The sequence below is a fragment of the Streptomyces sp. NPDC006872 genome (assembly GCF_040635845.1).
Lineage (GTDB): Bacteria > Actinomycetota > Actinomycetes > Streptomycetales > Streptomycetaceae > Streptomyces.
On sequence record NZ_JBEYIL010000020.1, the window covers coordinates 23,730 to 42,748 of the forward strand.

Annotated in this window: 14 protein-coding genes; 4 read left to right on the top strand and 10 right to left on the bottom strand. The window is 70.5% G+C overall.

From position 1 onward, the window contains the following. Nucleotides 1-68: 68 nt before the first annotated feature. The 4 genes from ABZ725_RS41655 to ABZ725_RS41670 form a co-directional block, all read right to left on the bottom strand. On the bottom strand, nucleotides 69-881 hold the full coding sequence (locus ABZ725_RS41655) for a hypothetical protein (protein WP_358807562.1): 813 nt from the start codon (nucleotides 879-881) through the stop codon (nucleotides 69-71). Nucleotides 882-994: 113 nt separating this feature from the next. Beyond that, complete coding sequence (locus ABZ725_RS41660; protein WP_358807563.1) at nucleotides 995-4,813, bottom strand: CHAT domain-containing protein; 3,819 nt, start codon at nucleotides 4,811-4,813, stop codon at nucleotides 995-997. Between the two features lie 84 nt (nucleotides 4,814-4,897). Continuing rightward, the gene (locus tag ABZ725_RS41665) at nucleotides 4,898-5,464 is read right to left on the bottom strand and encodes a hypothetical protein (RefSeq protein WP_358807564.1); all 567 of its coding nucleotides are present in this window, start codon (nucleotides 5,462-5,464) and stop codon (nucleotides 4,898-4,900) included. A 34-nt stretch (nucleotides 5,465-5,498) separates the two neighbouring features. Further along, nucleotides 5,499-5,951 carry a hypothetical protein gene (locus ABZ725_RS41670; RefSeq protein ID WP_358807565.1) on the bottom strand — a complete coding sequence of 151 codons (453 nt, stop codon included), beginning with the start codon at nucleotides 5,949-5,951 and terminating at the stop codon, nucleotides 5,499-5,501. 425 nt (nucleotides 5,952-6,376) lie between these two features. Between ABZ725_RS41670 and ABZ725_RS41675 the strand changes: the two genes are divergently transcribed. Beyond that, nucleotides 6,377-7,027: a DUF6518 family protein gene (locus ABZ725_RS41675; RefSeq protein WP_358807566.1), complete on the top strand. Its 651-nt coding sequence runs from the start codon at nucleotides 6,377-6,379 to the stop codon at nucleotides 7,025-7,027. Nucleotides 7,028-7,055: 28 nt separating this feature from the next. Here ABZ725_RS41675 and ABZ725_RS41680 read toward each other — a convergent pair whose 3' ends face one another. After that, nucleotides 7,056-8,222 (bottom strand): DNA gyrase subunit B, encoded by a 1,167-nt coding sequence (locus ABZ725_RS41680; protein ID WP_358807567.1) that lies wholly within the window; start codon nucleotides 8,220-8,222, stop codon nucleotides 7,056-7,058. Nucleotides 8,223-8,698: 476 nt separating this feature from the next. Then, nucleotides 8,699-9,430, bottom strand: coding sequence for a TetR/AcrR family transcriptional regulator (locus ABZ725_RS41685; protein WP_358807568.1), 732 nt, complete (start codon nucleotides 9,428-9,430; stop codon nucleotides 8,699-8,701). A 125-nt stretch (nucleotides 9,431-9,555) separates the two neighbouring features. Here ABZ725_RS41685 and ABZ725_RS41690 point away from each other — a divergent pair, with 125 nt between their 5' ends. Beyond that, nucleotides 9,556-10,263 carry an NAD(P)H-binding protein gene (locus tag ABZ725_RS41690; protein ID WP_358807569.1) on the top strand — a complete coding sequence of 236 codons (708 nt, stop codon included), beginning with the start codon at nucleotides 9,556-9,558 and terminating at the stop codon, nucleotides 10,261-10,263. A 183-nt stretch (nucleotides 10,264-10,446) separates the two neighbouring features. On the opposite strand, the gene ABZ725_RS41695 is transcribed toward ABZ725_RS41690, so the two are convergent. The 4 genes from ABZ725_RS41695 to ABZ725_RS41710 all read right to left on the bottom strand — a co-directional run bounded on the left by ABZ725_RS41695 (nucleotide 10,447) and on the right by ABZ725_RS41710 (nucleotide 15,322). Then, nucleotides 10,447-12,207: a sulfatase gene (locus ABZ725_RS41695; RefSeq protein ID WP_358807570.1), complete on the bottom strand. Its 1,761-nt coding sequence runs from the start codon at nucleotides 12,205-12,207 to the stop codon at nucleotides 10,447-10,449. A gap of 48 nt (nucleotides 12,208-12,255) precedes the next feature. Next, the gene (locus tag ABZ725_RS41700; RefSeq protein WP_358807746.1) at nucleotides 12,256-13,095 is read right to left on the bottom strand and encodes a formylglycine-generating enzyme family protein; all 840 of its coding nucleotides are present in this window, start codon (nucleotides 13,093-13,095) and stop codon (nucleotides 12,256-12,258) included. A 191-nt stretch (nucleotides 13,096-13,286) separates the two neighbouring features. Continuing rightward, nucleotides 13,287-14,267, bottom strand: coding sequence for an EamA family transporter (locus ABZ725_RS41705; protein WP_358807571.1), 981 nt, complete (start codon nucleotides 14,265-14,267; stop codon nucleotides 13,287-13,289). Nucleotides 14,268-14,344: 77 nt separating this feature from the next. Next, nucleotides 14,345-15,322: a zinc-binding dehydrogenase gene (locus ABZ725_RS41710; protein ID WP_358807572.1), complete on the bottom strand. Its 978-nt coding sequence runs from the start codon at nucleotides 15,320-15,322 to the stop codon at nucleotides 14,345-14,347. A gap of 185 nt (nucleotides 15,323-15,507) precedes the next feature. Between ABZ725_RS41710 and ABZ725_RS41715 the strand changes: the two genes are divergently transcribed. Together ABZ725_RS41715 and ABZ725_RS41720 are read left to right on the top strand one after the other, a co-directional pair. Beyond that, the gene (locus ABZ725_RS41715; RefSeq protein ID WP_358807573.1) at nucleotides 15,508-15,849 is read left to right on the top strand and encodes a helix-turn-helix transcriptional regulator; all 342 of its coding nucleotides are present in this window, start codon (nucleotides 15,508-15,510) and stop codon (nucleotides 15,847-15,849) included. Nucleotides 15,850-16,542: 693 nt separating this feature from the next. Beyond that, entirely contained in the window at nucleotides 16,543-19,017 is a 2,475-nt protein-coding gene (locus ABZ725_RS41720) for a glycoside hydrolase family 2 TIM barrel-domain containing protein (RefSeq protein WP_358807574.1), read from the top strand. Nucleotides 19,018-19,019: the final 2 nt, after the last annotated feature.

Genomic DNA, 19,019 nt, shown 5'->3' on the forward strand with positions numbered 1-19,019 from the left:
GCCGGGCTCGTATGGGATCTGCCCGGTCTGCTTCTGGTGGCGCCATCGGAACACCGGCAGCACTGCTGTCACCAGCCGCCCCACAGTGCGGCGACCGCGTGACCGACGAGGAAGACACCCATCACCGCCACGAAGCCCGGGATCGCGAGGATGAGGACCATGACGAGCGTGTCCAGGACGCTGACACCCACCCTTGCGTCGCCGGGCCGCGCGGGGTCGTAGGCGACCTCGATCGGGTGCGTGCCACTGCCGGTCGTCCGGTAGGTGTAGCTCTGGCCGGTGGCCGTCGTGTACGTGTACACCCGCCACTTGTTGGTGTAGTGCGAGAACTGGGCCACGACGGTGATGCCGCGTCGTTTCAGTCGCCAGTCCCTCACGTTCGCCCGGACCCCGGCGTAGATCATGAAACACCCGGCGTACAGCGCGACCGAACCGCCGAGCAGCGCGGCCACCTGTTCCCCGCCCCCGGCCACGCCCACGGCCGCCACCAGCCCGGCATAGAACAGGGCGCCCACCGCGGCGACCGGTCTGCGCCCGGAGAACCATCCCCTGTTGCTGCCGGGCAGCGGACGCACGTCCACCAGCGACAGACCGTCCACGGGTTCGGCGTCACCGTCGGGCATCGGCAGCAGCCGACCGACCGCCTGCCCGAACGCGGCAGCGCCCGCCTCGGAGACACCCTCGACGCGGTAGACCACCGGCTCGGCTCCACCCAGCAGTTCGATCTCGACGGCGCGTCCCTCCGCCCGTATCCCCGCCATCGCCTCCACCGGTATGTGGAGCTCCTCGACTGACCTCCGCAGCACCACCACCTGACCATCCAGGCGGAGCGCCGTACGTCTCTTTCCCCGCAGAACCAGCGCGGCAGCCGTCGTCGCCATCCCCGTAACTCCCCCTCGACAGGCCCATCCCCGAAACGCGGCACATCCTAACCGGGCCGACCGGTCGTCGATCGGAAGGCGCAACCGGAATGGGCCGCAACCGGTGCCACGGTTCAAGCGCCTACGTGCACGTACGAGGCCCACTGGCCCGGTGCGTGTGGCATCTGTGCACGCAGACTGCGGACCGAGTGGTGGAGGGCCTGCGCGGCCGGGGTCGGAGCCTGGTCGGCGGTGTGGGCCATGCGGGTGTAGAAGTCCTCGGCCGCCTCCATCGCCACCGTGTCCTCTATGTTCCACAAGGTGGCGACCACCTGCCGGTAGCCGCTGAATTGAAGGGCGTGGGCGAGTGTGATCGCCTCGTCGGGGACGTCGGCTCCTCCCATGGCCGTATCGCAGGCGGAGAGGTAGACGAGTTCCCCGGACTCCCCGGACTCCCTGGACTCCTCGGGCCGGACGGCGGCGAGTTCGGCTACCGTCAGCAGGCCGTCGTGCAGATGAAGTCCGGCGCGGGACGGAGCCGCGAGGTCCTGGCTGCCGTGGCAGGCGATGTGTGCCCAGGAGTGTCGGGCTAGCCCGGAGCGGACGGCGTCGCGGGTGGCGTTCGGTCCGTCGAGCAGCGTGTGGGACTGGCTGGGGAAGAGCCGAGTCACCGTTTCGGCCTCATCGCGTACGCCGTGCAGGGAGCGCAGCCCGGGCGCTTCGGCGACAGCGACGGCGAGCAGCCCGGTTCCCCTGCCGCCCTGGCCCCTGCGGCCGACGTCGGCCCGGGTGGACGCGGCCGCCAGGCTGCGCAGCGTCGGGGTGTAGGAGCTGACGACGCGGTCCAGGACGCTGTCGCCGGGACGCGGCCGGTCCGAGCCTGGATCGGGGGGACGGCCTGCCGCATGGACGGGCAGCAGAGCGAGGGGGCCGGTGGGACACCACCACAGCCGGGGCCATGGGCCGTGCGAGGGGGCGGGGGAAGTGAGGCGCAACGCTGCCAGTACGGGAGCGGAGACCGTCTCCCACAGCCACTCGAGTGTGTCGAGGAGAGTCTGTTCGCGGTGTATGCGTGCGGCCATGTGTGCGGTCATGCCTGCGGCGCCGTCGACGGCTCGGTCGGCTTCGTGTATCGCGGTGAGAAGCCGGACAGCACGTGTGTGCGCGTCCTGGGCGGTCAGGTCGGGCAGCGGCACGACGCGCACGGCGTCCCTCGTCACGATCAGGGCGTCGCAGCGCAGAGTGCTGACGTTGACCAGGACCACCGGTCCGGGCAGAGCGGACTGCAGCTCGCGCAGACGCGGCCGGCGCAGGAAGTTCTCGAAGCCGGGCAGGCGGCGCACTTCTTCGATGAGCTCGTCCCATTCCTGGGCCGGTGCCATACGGCGGTCTGCGGCGTCGTGATGCTCCAGCCAGACGGGGCGGTAGGGGGTGCCTGGCGGAGGCGTACCGGCTCCGGCGCTGCCTGTCAGGGGTGGCACGGTCGGCAGGGCGGCGGCTGCCCCCGTGCCGTTCGGCGTGTCCAGTGCGGAACGGACCTGGTCCAGACGGGCGGCCAGCGCGGGTGCCGCGGCTCGCAGGGCGTCGAGTTCGGTGTGCTGTTCGAGCAGTTGTGACCACAGCACGGACCGGCCGCGTTCGAGGAGTTCGACGGCCTGTTCCGGAAAGCCCGCGGTCAGCGCGGCCGCGGCGCTGTCCTGGGCCAGACCGGCGCAGCTGGCGAGGAGTCGTTCGCGTTCGGTGCGGTCGAGGCCGCGCCAGGCGAGCAGCGGGAGCAGGTCGACGGCCGTGGCCATGCCTTCCATGGCCTGGGCCCAGTCCTGGCCGAGCCGCATGGCCAGCTCGGCCCACGAGACCGCCGCTCCGATCCGGTCGGCCACCGCTGCGTGCGGCAGCCGCGCCGCCTGCCGCCACAAGGCGATGGCCTCGGTCGCGCCGGCCCGATCGCCGGTGCGCCGGTGGCGCGCATTCAACAGCTCGGCCAGTCCGGACAGATGTCTGCCGTGCACCGGGCTGCCGTCCGGGCCGGCACCTACCGCCGCCCGTAAATGAGCTTCGGCTTCCCGCGCATCGCGGGCCCGGCCCCGGTGCTGGTACCGCCAGCGCAGCGCCGTACCCAGGTTGCCCAAGACCATCGCCCGCTCGGTGCCGCTGTGCGCCGCTGCCAGGGCGGCGCGGTGGGCTGCGATGGCGTCGTGCAGATCGGCCAGGTCCGCAGTTCGGCGACGGAGGGGTGTCCTGGCGCTCCGGACCGGTCCGGAGCGCCGCTCGCCTCGGCCGTCGCCGTGCTCCACCCGCCAGACCCAGCGGGTGAGAAGGGTGTTGCCCAGGTTCTGTTGGCATGTCGTGTACAGCGGGTGGTCCGGCGGGGTGGCGAGCACCGCTCGCAGGCCGGCCGTGACTGCCGCGTCGAGGTCGGCGGGGTCCGCGTGCCGGGTGAACCGCTCCTGGTGAGCGATGCCCAAGTTGCACAGGTACATGCCCCGACAGGGGTCGTCCGGGGCGGCGGTCGCCAGGGCCTCGGCTCCGGCCGCCACCGCGGTGTCGAGGTCGACGGAGTCGGAGGCGAACCGGTGGCGCAGTATCGCCAAGGTGCTCAACTGCGCCTGGCACAGGGCGTGTGCGGTGTCTCCTGGCGGCGCGGTCCGCAAAGCTCGACGGATCGCGGTGATGGCCTCGTTGAGGTCTGCGGCGTCGCCGCGGTGCTCGAACCGCAGGCGCAGAGCACGGGCGTGGTTGTTGAGCACTATGCCGCGCGCCGGGTCCCGGGCGGGGCAGCGCCGGAGCGCCTTGCGGCCGGCGTCGACGGCCTCGCTCAGGTCCTCTGCGGCCCCTGTCCGTTGGAAGCGCATCTGGAGCCCGCGGTTCAACTGGTCCAGACACTGCGGATGATTCGCGTCGCGTGGGTGCGAACGGCGCAGAGCCTCTCGGGCGGCCGCGATGCACTCGTCGAGGTCACGGAGGTCACCGGTGCGTTCATATCGACGGAACAGCGCGTTGGCCAAGTTGACCAGGACGGGCACGGCAGCGGGAACATCGTCCATCGAGGAGTCCGGGCAGTCGGCGCCGTCCGGATCCATGGCGGCGGCGGTCGAGGACAGGCCCATCGCGTCTAGTGCCGTCCACCCTGCCGCGATGGATTCGTCGAGGGCTTGCAGGGCGCCCCCGTGCAGGTACTGGGTCACCAGGACACCGCTCAGTGTGCTCAGGCACGCGGCGCGCACGGACATCTCCGCGGCGGCCTCCGTTCCCTTGCGCGCGTGGGCGACGGCCTCGTCCAGGTCGGCGCGGTTGCCCCGGCGTTCGTATCGGTTGCGCAACGCGAGGGCCAGGTTGTTGCAGGCCCCCGCGTACATGTTGTGGCTCGGCTCTGCCGCTCCGACGGCGTCCCGGCCGGCCCGGACCGCTTCGTCGAGGTCGGCCGGCGATCCGGTGAGCAGATGTCGCTCGACGAGAAAGCCGCACGCATGGGCCAGGAGCATGACGCGCTCCGGCCGACCGGCTTCGAGATGTCCTACTGCGGAGCGGACCGCGTCGATCGCGCCGTCCAATTCCCGAATGTCACCGGTGCGCCGCAGACGGGCCCGTAGGACCTCGGCCGTGTGGGCGAGGAACTGCGCGAGCGGAGGCAAGTCGGGTGCGTCGGTCGCCTGTTCGCGCAGTCGGACCGCCCACTCGGCGTGGGACAGGGCGCGGTCGAGGTCGTCCTGGGCACGGTGGAAGCCGGCCTCGGTCCCCGTGCTGCTGCCCACTTCGGCGCGCAGCAGGAACAGGGCGGAGGTGAGCTGGGCGGCGATTGCCCGCGGTCCCGGATTCTCCGCCGGCACGTGTGCGAACAGCGCTTCCGCAAGAGTCAGCGCCCGCTCCACCACCGGGAGCTCCCGCCGCACTGTGGCCTGTTGGTACGCGGCCATCGCCTCGACCGCGAGTCGGTGCAAGTCGTCGAACTGCATCCGTCCTGCCCCCCTGAGATCGCCGGGCTCGTACCTGCACTCACCGCACCCTGTGTCTCACACTCCTGTCCGGCCCTCGACCGCTCAAGGCTGCTTCTTGAGGTCCTTCACCGAGGTCGGCCCCAACTGCTTGGCGCTGGCGTACTCCGGCATCGTCATGGGCTTGTCGAACAGGAAGAACGACTGGTTCGTGCCGACCGTGAACTCCATGTACGCGTTCGTTGTCGCGTCGAAGCCGTAGTAGGCGTTGCAGGTGGACCCCGTCGTGTACGTGCCGTCCATGCCGGGCTGCGAGAGGACCGCGATGCCGCTGTCGGAGTGCTCCACCTTCTCCGTCGGAGTGAGCATCTTGCAGCGTGGCACCGGCAGGCCCTTCATGATGAAGTACCCGTACTCGCCCTTGGCGTTCTGGATGTAGACGTACGAGAGTTTGCCCCGCTTCCCCCACGTCTCGACCCACTGGTTGATCGCTTCGCGGGTCGGCGAGTACTCCATGCGGCCCGCCGGCTGCTGGGCCACGAGATGGTCGTAGTTGTCCTGCTTGGCCGCGTTCTCCTTGTCCTGGCTGGTGTCGCTGGTGCAGGACGTCAGGGCGAGGCCCACAACGAGCGCGACGACGGTGGCCAGGGCCATGCGTATGAACTTCTTCATGCGGTGCTGCCCTCTTCCCGGGATGAGATGGGGATCAGTTGGTGCACGTCGTGCGCTCGGCGGCGGTGTCCAGCCGGTACGGCAGATCCTTGTCACGGAAGGGTGCGCGGTGCTCCTGGGCGGCCTTCGAGTTGTATTCGTTGACCGACTCGATCCGCGTGGCCTTCAGCGCGGTGATCGACTGGTCGATCTGCGCCGTGCGAGTCTCCGAAGCGGTCTTCCGCTCCTCCTGGAGCGCCTGGATCGTCCCTTCGGCGTTCTGCACGGCCTCGCACAGATCGAAGAACTGCTCGTACGTGGTCTGACGGAACTCGCCCGAGGCGACGGTGTTCTCGCGCTTGTCCACCTCACCGCGGAACGGGGCGGTGATCCACGCCGCACCGCCGAAGGCGAACACCCCGATCACGTACAACACCGCCAAGCCGATGACTCCGGCGACGGCCCAAGCCCCTAACCGTGCCCCCTCGCGTACCTGCCCCATGGCCATATCCCCCTTCACAGGTGGTTCCGCGGCGTGGAACCACCTCCTGTCAAGGAGGACACGGCACTCGGTGAAACGGTTCCGCGGGCACGAGCGTCAGAAAGGGGCTACCGGGGCGGTCGAGCCACGGCCGACACACGGCCCAGTGGACGGCAGTCCCACCACACGCCGCCTCGCGCCCCGCGTCGTTGAGTGCATAGAACTTGCGCGGCGAACCCATCCCGGACGGCTTTTTGCGCGAGCGGCTGCCCGCCCGGGCCGGGCCACGGCCGAGGCTGCCGCCGGGAGTCGTCCGTGAACGGCGTCGTGCAGTTCGTTTCGGCGTGATCGTGCCACCAGGCAGCTGTACACCGTGTGTATACAGTGTGTGTATAGTACGTCGAAGCGCACGCGAGGTGCGGCAGGTGTGAGCGTGACCGCGGAGGCCAGGCATGGCGACGACCACGACCCCGGACGAGTTGGCGGAACCGAGCAGTAGCTTCGGTTCGTGGGGCACCACGATGACGGCGACAGTCGGCGGGATGCTGCTCGGCGTGTTCACCAACCTGGCCCAGGGATGGCTCCCGGGAGCCTGGAACCAGCTCGCCAACTCGGGCGCTGTCTGGTCGGCCGTCGCATTCGCCGCCGGAGCCCTGCTTGTCGAGCGGGGCACGGTGCAGAGGGCCGCGCTCGTCGGGCTGGGCGCGGAGGCCGGACTGGTCGTCGGGTACTACGGCTACGCCGAGTTCGGGCGCGATGGCATGGGCGCTCTGTTCTTCCCGCTCGTCTGGTTCGGCCTGGCATGCGTGGCGGGGCCGCTGTTCGGTGTCGCGGCGTACTCGTGGCGACGCGGCAGGGACGCACGGAGTCGTGTCGTCGGCCTGGCCGCGTTCGCCGGACTCTTCGGGATGGAGGGGGCGATGTACGCCTGGGACCTCCACTATGCGCCGCAAGCCTGGACCTGCTTCGCGGTGTTCGTCCTGGTCCCTCTTCTCATGGCCCGCACGCACCGGGAGCGTCTTCTCACCCTGGCGGCAGCCGTGCCCTGCGCGCTCCTCGCCTACGCGATCGTCGAACTGCCCCTCCAGGCGGTCTCCTCCTGAGTCCGTGCGGCCACGACCACGCTGCTGTTCAGTCCTGACGGACGCCCCGGACGATTCGGTCGACGACCTCCGCGGCCCGCTCCGGCTGCTCCTCGAACCAGTTGCTGAGGTGCTCCCGGACGGCCTCTCCGACACAGACCCGCACGTCGGGGTTGCTCAGTAGCCCGTGCGTGGCGCCGAGGAATTCGGGATGGTCGAGCTTGACCGACACGACTGCCGTGAGCCCCTCGCCGATCCGGTCGGCGCAGAGGTCGGGGTCCGTCGCGGCCGGCAGCCCCCGTTCCCGTGCGTACGCGGTGACCGCGGCCGCCACGCCGTCGCGGAAGCCGTCCACGTGTGTGCCGCCCTGGGGAGTGGCCAGGCTGTTGGCGAAGCCACGTATCCGCTCCTCGCCTGAGCCGTTCCACAGCAGGGCCACCTCCATTGTCCCCGCCATTCGCGGGTCCTCCCGCTCGAAGCCGATGACGTCCGGATGGAGGGCTGCGCCGGTCTCCGCGGCGAGGGCGGCCACGAAGTCCCGCACGCCGTCCGGGAACTGGAACAGCACCGCTCGGGCCGCGCCCGCCGGGCGTTCGTCGGTCAGGGAGATCCGCAGGCCCGGGTTGAGGAAGGCGACCTGCCGGAAACGCTCCGCCAGCACCGCGAACGAGCAGCGTGTCGTCTCGAAGATCTCGGTGTCGGGCCAGAAGACGATGGCCGTCCCGCTTCCGGTCGCGGGCCCGACGGCGGTGGGCGGGGCGACGGCGACACCGCGCGCGTACTCGTGCACCCGGCGGGTGCCCTCGCGCCGCACCTCGGCCGTCAGCCGGCTCGACAGGGCGTTGGCCACGACGAGCCCCATACCGAAAAGGCCCACGGCTGCGAAGCGTCGGCCACTGGGCTCGGCCTCGGCCTGAAAGCTTGTCAGCAGTGCTTCGAGGTCCGGGCCGTCGGTGTCCCCGGCGGCCGTGAACGCACCTCCCGGCCCGTCGTCGGCGACCCGCACGCCGCCGTCGGACATGAGCGTGACGTCGACGGAGCCGCACCGGCCGGCCAGGAACTGGTTCACCGCCCGGCCGACGACGTCGAACACCAGCTGGTGCAGGCCGCGTTCGCCGGTCGAGCCGACGTACATCCCTGGCCGCTTCCGAACGGCTTCCCGTCCCTCCAGCACCTCGATTTGGGCAGCGTCGTACCCCGTGCTTCGCCCACTCATGAAGTCCCCTCCCATGGTGTCCGGCAGACCTTCCCAGCCTAGGAGAAATCCAGAAAAGTGCCAGGTCAGAGCCGTTTCGTGGAGGTCGCAGACGGGCGGGTGAGGGCGTGCCGGGAAGCGGTTGACCCGGGGGCCGCGCGCCACGCCCGGAACGTGTCGGAGGGCCCGCCGAAGTCGCAGACGACCCCGCTCCGGACGCCCCTGAGGCCCCCAATTCGACGGACGGCAGGGCAACCGGGCGCGAACTCGGCCCGAGCCGAACTCGTTGGCGTCGATGTCATCGCGGTGGTGGCGGGCAGGGGTGACCGGGCGCCGCATGGCCTGCCTGGCTGCGCCTGCCCCGACGATGTCAGTCAGCCACGGCGGCACTACACGCCTCCAGGACGCGCCGGGCCCGTCTGACCTCGTCGTCCGTCACCCGGAAGACCTGGTGGTGCAAAGAATCCTGCATGTGCCGAGCTGCACACAGCGGGATTTCAGCTGCGGAGCGGGACGCCCAACGACTGTACGAGCTGGGTCACTTCCTCCCGGAAGAGCTTGTCCGGCCTGGTGGTCTGGGTGCGCAGATGGCCGTAGACCTCCAGTGACACCAGGCCGTGCAGGCGCCCCCAGATGCGCAGAGCGAGCGCGACGGCGGCGGGCGGCAGACCGGGGAAGTCCGCGCGGACCTTGTCGACGAGCCCGGCGTCGAAGTCGGACCACTCGAACTCGCTGCTCTCATAGAGGTGTTGAGCGTGCGGCCAGGCGGCTGCGGCCAGCGCGGTGAGTCCGGCGCAGACCCGGTGGGCGGCCTCCGGGGCGGCGCCTCCGTGCGGGGTGTCGTAGCCGGGAACGGGATCGCCGTAGACGAGCCGGAAGCCCTCGGGGTTGGCCAGGGCCCAGTTGCGGAAGGCGTCGGCCCAGCGCTGGATCCGGGTGGCCGGACCCTCGGCGGAGGCGCTCTCCCATGCTGTGTCCACGGCGTCGGCCAGCTCGGTGTAGACGTCTTTGATGAGCACGGTGACCAGGTCGTCGCGGGTGGCGAAGTAGCCGTAGATGGCGTTGGCCGTCATGCCCATCTCGCGGGCGATGGCCCGCAGGGTGATGGCCTCGGGCCCGCCCGAGGCCATCAACTCCAGCGCCACACTCTTGATTTCGGCCGTTGTCTCGGCCCGCAGACGCTCGCGTCGCCCCGTCGTGCTTCCTGCCCTGCTCGCTGTACCTGCCACCCGGACACTCTACAGCGTCACTGAAATCGAGTGCCGTACAGAAACTTCACGGCGTATAGTCACGGCACGGCGCGCAGTCGATCGTGTTGGCCGCGCCTTCCTATCCGCATGCACAGGGGAGAACCATGCACATCGGAGTCGTCGGGGCCACGGGGACCATCGGCAGCCGGGTCGTCACCGAGGCCCTCGACCGGGGGCATCACGTCAGGGCGTTGAGCCGAGACGCGTCGCGGCCGCAGGCCGACGAGAAGCGGGAGAACATCACCTGGGCGAGCGTCGACGTCCTGGACGCGGCGAGCATCATGGCCGTGCTGCCCGGCCTCGACGTTCTCGTCAGCGCCTACCAGCCCGGCAACGCCGCCAAGGACTTCGCGGACACCGTCCGGCGTTCGATCGCCGACCCCTCGACCCACTCCACCGTGGCGCGCGCCCTGCTGAAGGCGCTCGAGAGCCACCAGCGGACCCGGCTGATCGTGATCGGCGGCGCAGGCAGCCTGGAGGTCGAGCCCGGGCTGGTGCTCGCCGACTCGGACGAGCGCATGCACGCGACCCTCGATCAGCTCGGGCTGCCCCGCGCCTACGCGGCGGCGGCGCGCGGCGCCCGCGACGGCTTCGACGTCCTGCGCACCTCGAACCGGCTGTGGACCTACTTCAGCCCCGCCGAGGAGATCGCCCCCGGCGAGCGCACCGGCCGCTTCCGCATCGGCGGCGACCAGGCGGTCCGCGACGCGGAGGGGCGCAGCCGCATCTCGGCGGAGGACGCGGCGGTCGCTTTGGTCGACGAGGCGGAGCTGCCGCGGTTCGTGCAGCGCCGCTTCACGATCGGATACTGAAGCCTCGTATTGCCCAGAGGCCCGGGCCCGACGGTCGGCAGATCCAGGACGATCACCCGCGCGCCGCGCTCGTTGAGCCGTTCCGGCTCGCCGCCGGGTTGGGACGGTGACGTCCGCCGCGTCGCACGGCACGGCCTCAGCGGTGGCCGCCACACCGCTGAGACCGTGCCGTGCCGCAACCCCTCAGAGCGTCGAGAGCTCCTCCGCGAGCACGCGGAGTGTCTTCTTCGGGAACGAGGTCGACATGGCGGCCAGCGAGATCAGTGACGTGGTGCCGATCATCTGGAGGAGCTCGGTGTCGACGAGGGTGGGCGCGTGGGTGCGTAGCACCTCTACGGCTTTGGGGTCCGAGACGAGGGCGGCGAGCGGAGTGCGCAGGGAGAAACGGCCGGCGGGGTAGTCCTCGGGGCGGGGGAGCGGTTCCTGGGCCAGTTCGGCCTGGTCACGTTGCGCCCGCACGAGGAGGTGCTCCTCGGTTGCCGGGCCCTCGGCGGGCAGGCCGAGGCGTTCGTACTGGCTGGGTGGTGCGTCGCTCGCGTGCAGCAGGTCGAGGAGCAGGTTCGCCATGCGGAGCTCCGCCTCGTCGTCGACGATCGGCGAGCGCTGTTCCGGATCGGTGTGCAGGTCAAACAGGAGTGTGCCGAACTGGAAGGGGTTGAAGAAGGTCCGTCCGGTCACCCGCACGGTGCGCACGCCCTTGGTGAAGGAGAAGGGATCGGCGAGTTCGATGTCGGCCAGTTCGTCGGGCGTGAAACGTCCCTTCATGTGCGTCGGCATCAGGGTGTGCTCGAACAAGGGGGCGTTGTCCACGGACGCCGGCGCGCGCATGTAGACGTAGCGGCCGTCGGTGACGTTGACGTGCCCGCCGTGGATCCCGAACAGGCCCGCCTCGCGCACCGGTTCGTCGGCGGCGACCGGCAGGGGGACGCCCTGCATGTCCGCGGGCCGGTCCACGCCGAAGAACTCCAGGAGTGTGGCAGCGAGGTCGACGGTCTGCACGAGCGCCTCGCGGCGTGCGCCGGTGACGCCCGCCCTGGGGTCCCAGACGAAGAGCGGGAGATGGACCAGCTCGTTGTACCAGGGCTGCACGGACTTGCCCCACCAGTTCTTCTCGCCCAGGAGCAGACCGTGGTCGGTGTTGACGATCAGCAGGGTGTCGTCCCACATGCCGTGTTCGTCCATCAGGTCCAGGACGCGGCCGAGCGACCTGTCGCACATGGACAGCAGCGCCGCGTACTCCAGCCGGGCGTGCTGTACCTGGTCGTCGGTCTCGGTGACCTGGCGGTAGTCGGGCCAGTCGAAGTGCGGGCCGTCGTAGTCGTGCGGGTAGAGGTCCTTGTACTGCCGGTGGCTGAAGAACGGCTCGTGCGGGTCGAAGGTCTCGATCTGCAGGAACCAGCGGTCCTCGGCGTGGTTGGTGTGCAGGAACTCCAGACCGGCGTCGAAGGTGAGGGTCTGCGGGTGGCGGTCCTCGGTCTGCATGTACTGACGGTTGACCCAGTCCTGGCGGTAGCCCTCCTGTCGCATCTCCTTCACGTCCTCGGGCATGAGCGGTGCGGCGACGTGTCCCTTCCACGCGTCGCCCTCCTGGCCGCGGAAGAACTCCCAGGTGTTGTAGCGGCCGTGGTAGGTCGCCCCGCCGTCCTCCCAGTAGTGGGGATGGTCGCTGGCCAGGTGCGTGTACACGCCGCTGCGCTTGAGGAGTTCGGGCATGGAGTCGTCGAACGGCTCCAGCGGGCCCCAGCTGCGGTGCAGGAAGTTGTGCCGGCCGGTGTGGAGCTCGCGCCGGGCCGGCATGCAGGGCATCGAGCCCGCGTAGCAGTTGTCGAAGGTGACGGTCCGCTCGGCCAGCCGCGCGAAGTTGGGGGCGTGGGTCCAGTCGCATCCGTAGGGCGGCAGCATGTGACGGTTGAGGCTGTCGAACATCACCATGATGGCTTTCATGCCGGGGTGCTCCTTCGGCGAGGCGGCGGTCGGGTCGGTCGCAGGTGCTCAGACGTCCCGGGCGCACCGGAACCCGGTGTGGCCGCCGGCCCCGTCGGGTGCGCTGGCGGTGCGTGCCGCGACGCGGTAGCGGTTGCAGTAGGACTTGTGGCACAGGTGCGAGCCGCCGCGGATGACCTTGTCCCGGCCCTGCGCGGGGCCCTTCGGGTCGGTCGCCGGGTCGGCGGCGTGGTCGGCGGACCACCAGTCGGCGCACCACTCCCAGACGTTGCCGGAGGTGTTGTACAGGCCGAATCCGTTGGGTTCGAAGGCGTCGACGGGGGCCGTGCCGCGGTAGCCGTCGGCGGCGGTGTTCTTCGTGGGGAACGCGCCCCGCCAGATGTTGCAGCGGTACTCGCCGCCGGGGTCGAGTTCGTCGCCCCAGGGGTAGCGCCGCTGCTCCAGGCCGCCGCGGGCCGCGTACTCCCACTCGGCCTCGGTGGGCAGTCGCTTGCCCGCCCAGGCTGCGTAGGCGGCGGCGTCGTTCCAGGACGTGTGCACCACCGGATGGTCCCCGCGGCCCTTCAGTGTGCTGCCCGGGCCTTCGGGACGGTCCCAGCGGGCCCCGGTGACCCCGCACCACCATGGCGTGCGTTCCGGTCGCGGCGCGCCGCGCCGCAGCGCGGCGGGCAGGAAACCGGCGAACACGTAGGACCAGCCGATGCGTTGGGCCTCGGTGATATGGCCGGTGGCGTCGACGAACTCGGCGAACCGGTCGTTGCTGACGGCGTGGACATCGATATGGAACGGGCTGAGGCGCACCGGGCGGACCGGCCCCTCGCCGTCCTCGGGGAAGCCCTCGGTGTCGTCCGTCCCCATCAGGAACTCGCTGCCGGGGACGCGGACCATGCCGTCCAGGGAGCCCACGCGGCGCGCGACCGCCGGCACGATCACCGGCGGACCGGGCGCTCTGCCGCTGCGGGGAGCGCAGCATGCGGGGGGCGGGGAATCGCGGGGATCCATGGTGCTCGGCTCCTGGTGCGGGGGCGGATCACGAGAACGGGGGAAACCCTAATCGCTAAATTCTTTGATGTATAGATTTACGGTGTCGTAACTCGCCGATCACTCGCGCCGAGGTCCACGGGGTTCTCGCCCGGGCGCGTGTCGCTCGGCTCGCTCTGCGCGACCGTGCGGGACCTCGGTCGTTCCGCCGCCGCCAGAAAGGTCGCCGCGACGGAGGCGAGGCCGACCGCGGCGATGCCGAGCCACTGCGGCCAGGCCAGCCGCTGCCCGAGGATGAGGAGCCCGAAGACGGCGCCGGCGGCCGGTTCCAGACTTGTCAGCACACCGAACACGCGCGGCGGGATCCGGCGCAGCGCCTCCAGGTTGAGCGAGTACGGCAGCACGCTCGCGGTCACCGCCACCAGCGCGGCCACCCAGAGCACCTGCGGGTCCAGGAGCGCGGTCCCGGCGTGGGTGATGCCGTACGGGGCACTGAGCAGTGCCGCGATCAGCACCGCCACCGCCAGGCCCTGGCCGCCGCTGAGGCGCCTGGCCATGCGGGAGGAGACGAGGATGTAGCCGGCCCAGCAGCACGCCGCCACCGCCGCCAGCGCGAGGCCGCCGGGATCGAGCGGGATGCCGCCCCCGCCGAGCAGAACGACACCGCCGACCGCCAGGCATGCGGGCAGCAGGTCGACCGCCCGACGCGATCCGGCGAGGGCGATGGCGAACGGGCCGAGGAACTCGATCGTGGCCACGGCCCCCAGAGGGATGTGCTTCACCGCCTCGTAGAAAGCGAGATGGTGGGCCGCCAGAAGGGCCCCGGCGCCGATCACCGTCCACCAGGCGCCGCTGACCGAGGTCAAGGCCTGCCGTCGTGGGCGCCAGAGCAGGCACAGGAGCACGCCCGCGATCAGCAGTCGCAGGAACACGACGCCCGGAGCACTCACCTGCGGGTAGATGCGCGGTGAGAAGGCTGCGCCGAACTGGATTCCGCACACGCCGCCCAGCACCAGACCGGGCGCGGGTATCTTCCCCACGGCCCCGGAGAACCCCTGGGCCACGCTGTTCTGAGTCATTCCTCGTCCGAGTTTCGTGAATTTCCGTTGCCCTGCCGCGGGCCGCAGGACGCAGGGTCTGTGCGCGACCTGCTTCCTCAGTCGGCGACGCGCAGCAGCAGCTTGCCGGTCGATGTGCGTCCGCCCATGAGCCGGTGCGCCTCGGCCGCCTCCGTCAGCGGGAACTCCGCGGTGACCGGCAGGTTCACGGTGCCGTCGGTGACCTTGGCGAAGGCCCGCTCGGCGAGTGCGCGCAGAGCCTCGGGCGCGGACTGCGCGAGGGCGAGGATGGAGAAGCCGCCGACAGAACGGCCCTGCGCGTACAGCTCGGGCTGCCCGACCTGCCACGGCTCGGCTCCGCTCGCGTTGCCGAAGGACACCAGACGTCCGAAGACCGCCAGCGCGTCGAGGCCGCGGCGCAGGGTGTCGCCGCCGACCGGGTCGAGCACCAGGTCGACGCCCCTGCCGCCGGTGGCGCGGCGGACGCCGTCGGCGAAGGTGTCGGCGGTGAACAGCTCGTCGTAGCCGTGCTTGAGGGCGTACTCGGCCTTGGCGGCGGAGGAGGTCACGCCGTACACCGCACCGGCGCCCGCCGCCCGGGCCAGCTGCCCGGCCACGGTGCCGATGCCTCCGGCCGCTCCGTGCACGAGCACGGTCTCCCCGGCGCGCAGCCTGCCCACCTCGTGGAGCAGGGCGTGCGCGGTCGGCACCACGGTGGGGAGCGCGGCGGCGGTCCGCAGGTCCAGGCCCGCCGGGAGCGGGAAGACCGTGACCGCGTCGGCGACGACGACCTCGGCGTAGGCGCCGCCGCCGACGAGCGCAGCGACCTCCTGGCCCGGAACCAGTCCCTCGACCCCCTCGCCGACGGCCCGGACCCGCCCGGAGACCTCCAGGCCGGGCCGGAAGGGCAGTGACTGCACCCGGTAGCCCTCGGCACGGGCCTTGAGGTCGGCGAAGTTCACGCCGACGTACGCCGCGTCGATGGTGACCTGACCCGGCCCGGGCTCGGGGATCTCGGCCTGGACGACCCGCAGCACCTCGGGGGCGCCGTACTCCTGGAACTCGACTGCGCGCATATGCGGAACCCGCCATTCGATGAAGTGTTCAGGGCAGAGAAGTGTTCAGCAGAGAAGTGTTCAAGCAGAGAAGTGTTCAATGGGAAGCGAACACTGGGACTGTAAGATATCCATCGAACACTCGGCAAGCGGCAGAGATGCTCGGCGCGGCCCCCATGGAGGGTGCGCGTGGTGACGGGAGAGGCATGTCGAACCAGGCAGCGGGCGGTAGCCATCGTGCGGCACCGGTCCACACGGATCCCGCGGACGTGTCCGTGCTCACAGCGTTGTCCGCGGTCTCCGATCCTGTGCGCATGCAGCTGATCCGAGACCTGGCAGGCTCCGCCGACTGGACACGTAGCTGCGGCAGCTTCGACGTGCCCGTCGGCAAGGCGGCGCTCAGCCATCACTTCTCGGTGCTGCGCGGCGCGGGTCTGGTCGAACAACGCGACGAGGGGCCCAAACGGGTCAACCGACTGCGCCGCGAGGAGTTCGAGGCCCGCTTCCCCGGGCTGCTCGACCTGCTCCTGCGCGACGACGCCGAGTGAGCGGCCGGCCGTGCGCAAGTGTGTGCCCCGCCCGTCATGGCGCACACGCCGACATGCCGGCCCCATGGTGCGGGACCCACGGCAGGTCCGTCCGTCCCGACCTGACCGGACTCTCGACCTGACCGGACTCTCGACCTGACCGGACTCTCGACCTGACCGGACTCTCGACCTGACCGGACTCTCGACCTGAGCTGACTCCCGACCTGACCTGGCTCCCGAGCCGAGCTGACTCCCGACCCGACCTGGGATCGGCGAGTGTGCCGTGCTCGGAGTGTTCGTGGTGCCCGCAGCGGATCGGCAGTTGCCGCCCGCCGACTGCCGCAGGGCCTCTTCCGCTACCGGGAGACCGTCGCCGCACTGTCGACGCCATGCGCTTCGGCCGGCGGCCCGCACCCGCAGCCTGATCTCCGGCGTGAGTGGCCATGTCTCTCGGCGGTGTCCGCGCTCCGGCGGTGCTGCAGCCGCGCCGACTCCGAGAGCCCGGTCGCGCCGTGGACGGTCCCGACCTGCTCTGGAGGGGCGCGGTTCGGAAGATCGTGCGCACCGCTCTGGCCGTTAATTTTTTTGAATGGTAGATTTTCGATCGCTGAAACATCGCGGTCACTCGAGGCGGGGTCGCCGGGGCGTATCGCGTGACGCCGGGCTGCGTGCGCGGCCCCTTGCGGCGGCGAGCCGACAACTCATGGAGTCCACATGATCCGCACGTCCTTCAATGACGGCTGGCAGGTCCGGCCCAAGGTCAACCCCTTCGCCGAACTGGCCGGTCAGGTAGTCCCGTTCCGGCCGGTGACGCTTCCGCACGACGCGATGATCGGGCAGCAGCGGGCCGCCCCGGACGAGGTCACGATGGAGGGCGCGGCGGGCGCTTACTTCCCGGGCGGCGTCTTCGAGTACCGCAAGAGCTTCGCCGTCCCGGAGGAGTCCCGGGGAAAGCGGATCTTCGTCGAGTTCGAAGGTGTGTACCGCGACGCCACCGTGTACATCAATGGCGACTACGCGGGTCAACGGCCCTACGGTTACTCGCACTTCCGCATCGACGCCGACCGCTTCCTGCGCTTCGGCGAGGACAACGAGATCCGCGTCGAGGCCCGCGCCCACCGCGACTCTCGCTGGTACACGGGCGCCGGGATCTACCGCGACACCTGGCTGCTCGTCGGCGAGGTGGTCCGGATCGTGCCCGACGGGGTCCGGGTCACCACCCCTGACATCGACGCGTCGCGCGCCGTCGTCGAGATCGCGACGGAGGTGGCCAACGACTCGATCGAGGTTCACACGCTCCCCGTCGTCACGGAGATACGGGACGCGTCCGGGGCGGTCGTCGCGAGCGACGTGTCGAGGGTGACGGTCCTGCCCGGCGAGGCGGCTACCGTCCGCCAGCGTCTCTACGTCCCCTTCCCGGCCCTGTGGAGCCCCGAGGCGCCGACCCTCTACGACTGCCACCTGGCCCTGGGGGACGTGGACCAGGAGAAGGTCACCTTCGGCGTCCGCACACTGCAACTCGACCCCGAGCACGGACTGCGTATCAACGGCGAGACCGTGAAACTGCGCGGCGCCTGCATCCACCACGACAACGGCATCCTCGGCGCGGCGACCTACGCCCGTGCCGAGGAGCGCAGGGTCGAACTCCTCAAGGACGCCGGGTTCAACGCGATCCGCATCTCCCACCAGCCGATGAGCAAGGCGATGCTCGAGGCCTGCGACCGGCACGGCATGCTCGTCGTGGACGAGGCGTTCGACGTGTGGACGTCCGGCAAGACCGAGTTCGACTACAGCCTGAACTTCCCCGAGTGGTGGGAGCGCGACATCGAGGCGATGGTCGCCAAGGACGTCAATCATCCCAGCGTCATCATGTACTCGATCGGCAACGAGATCCCCGAGACCGGCTCGCCCTTCGGCGCCGCATGGGGCCGCAGGCTCGCGGAGAAGGTCCGCTCCCTGGACCCGACGCGCTATGTCACCAACGCCGTCAACGGCATGCTGGCGGTGCTGTCCGAGCTGGGCGCACTCCAGCAGCAGGTGCTGGAGCAGTCGGCGCAGGACGGCGCTGGCATCAACACCCTCATGGCCGACGCGGGCGACGCGATGAACGCGGTCAGCTCCTCGGAGCTGGTCACCGAGCGCACGGCGGAGTCCTTCGCCGTCCTCGATGTGGCCGGCATGAACTACGCCGAGGCCCGCTACGCCCTGGACCGCGACCTGTTCCCCAACCGGATCATCCTCGGCACCGAGACCTTCCCCACCCGCATCGACGGCAACTGGCGGCTGGTGAAGCAGTACGGCCACGTCATCGGTGACTTCACCTGGACCGGCTGGGACTACCTCGGCGAGGTCGGCATCGGCCGACCCCAGTACGTCAGCGAGGACGGGGACAGGCAGCAGCCCGGCCACAACGCGCCGTACCCGTACCTGGTGGCGGGCTGCGGCGACATCGACATCACCGGCCACCGCAGGCCCGCCTCCTACTACCGGGAGATCGTCTTCGGCCTGCGCGCCGAGCCCTACATCGCCGTCAGGAGGCCCGATTACCACGGCAGGACGTGGGCGGGATCGCCGTGGGCGTGGAGCGACACCGTCTCCAGCTGGGCCTGGCCCGGCTCCGAGGGGGCCCCGATCACGGTCGAGGTCTACAGCGACGCCGACGAGGTCGAACTCCTCGGCAACGGAAACTCCTTCGGACGACGGCCCGCCGGTCCGGAGCACCGTTTTCGCACCGAGTTCGAGATCGCCTACGTGCCCGGGGAACTGGTCGCCGTCGCCTACCGGGACGGAGCCGAGACCGGCCGCACCAGCCTGCAATGGGCCAACGGCCCCGTCCGGCTGAACGCCGAGGCCGACCGCGAGGTCATCCGGGCGACCGGCGGCGACCTGTCCTACGTCACCCTGACCCTCACCGACGCGAAGGGCACAGTCCACACCGCCGCCGACCGTCGCGTGTCCGTCGAGGTCACCGGAGCCGGAGTTCTGCTCGCCCTCGGCAGCGCCGACCCGTGGACCGAGGAACGGTTCGACACCACGGACCGCCTCACCTACGAGGGACGCGCGCTGGCCGTCCTGCGGCCCACCGGTCCCGGGAAGATCCGCCTCACCGCGACGGCCGAGGGATGCGACCCGGTCGACGTCGTCGTCACGGTCGAACCGCACCCGCACATGCCCCGCAAGGAACGATGACC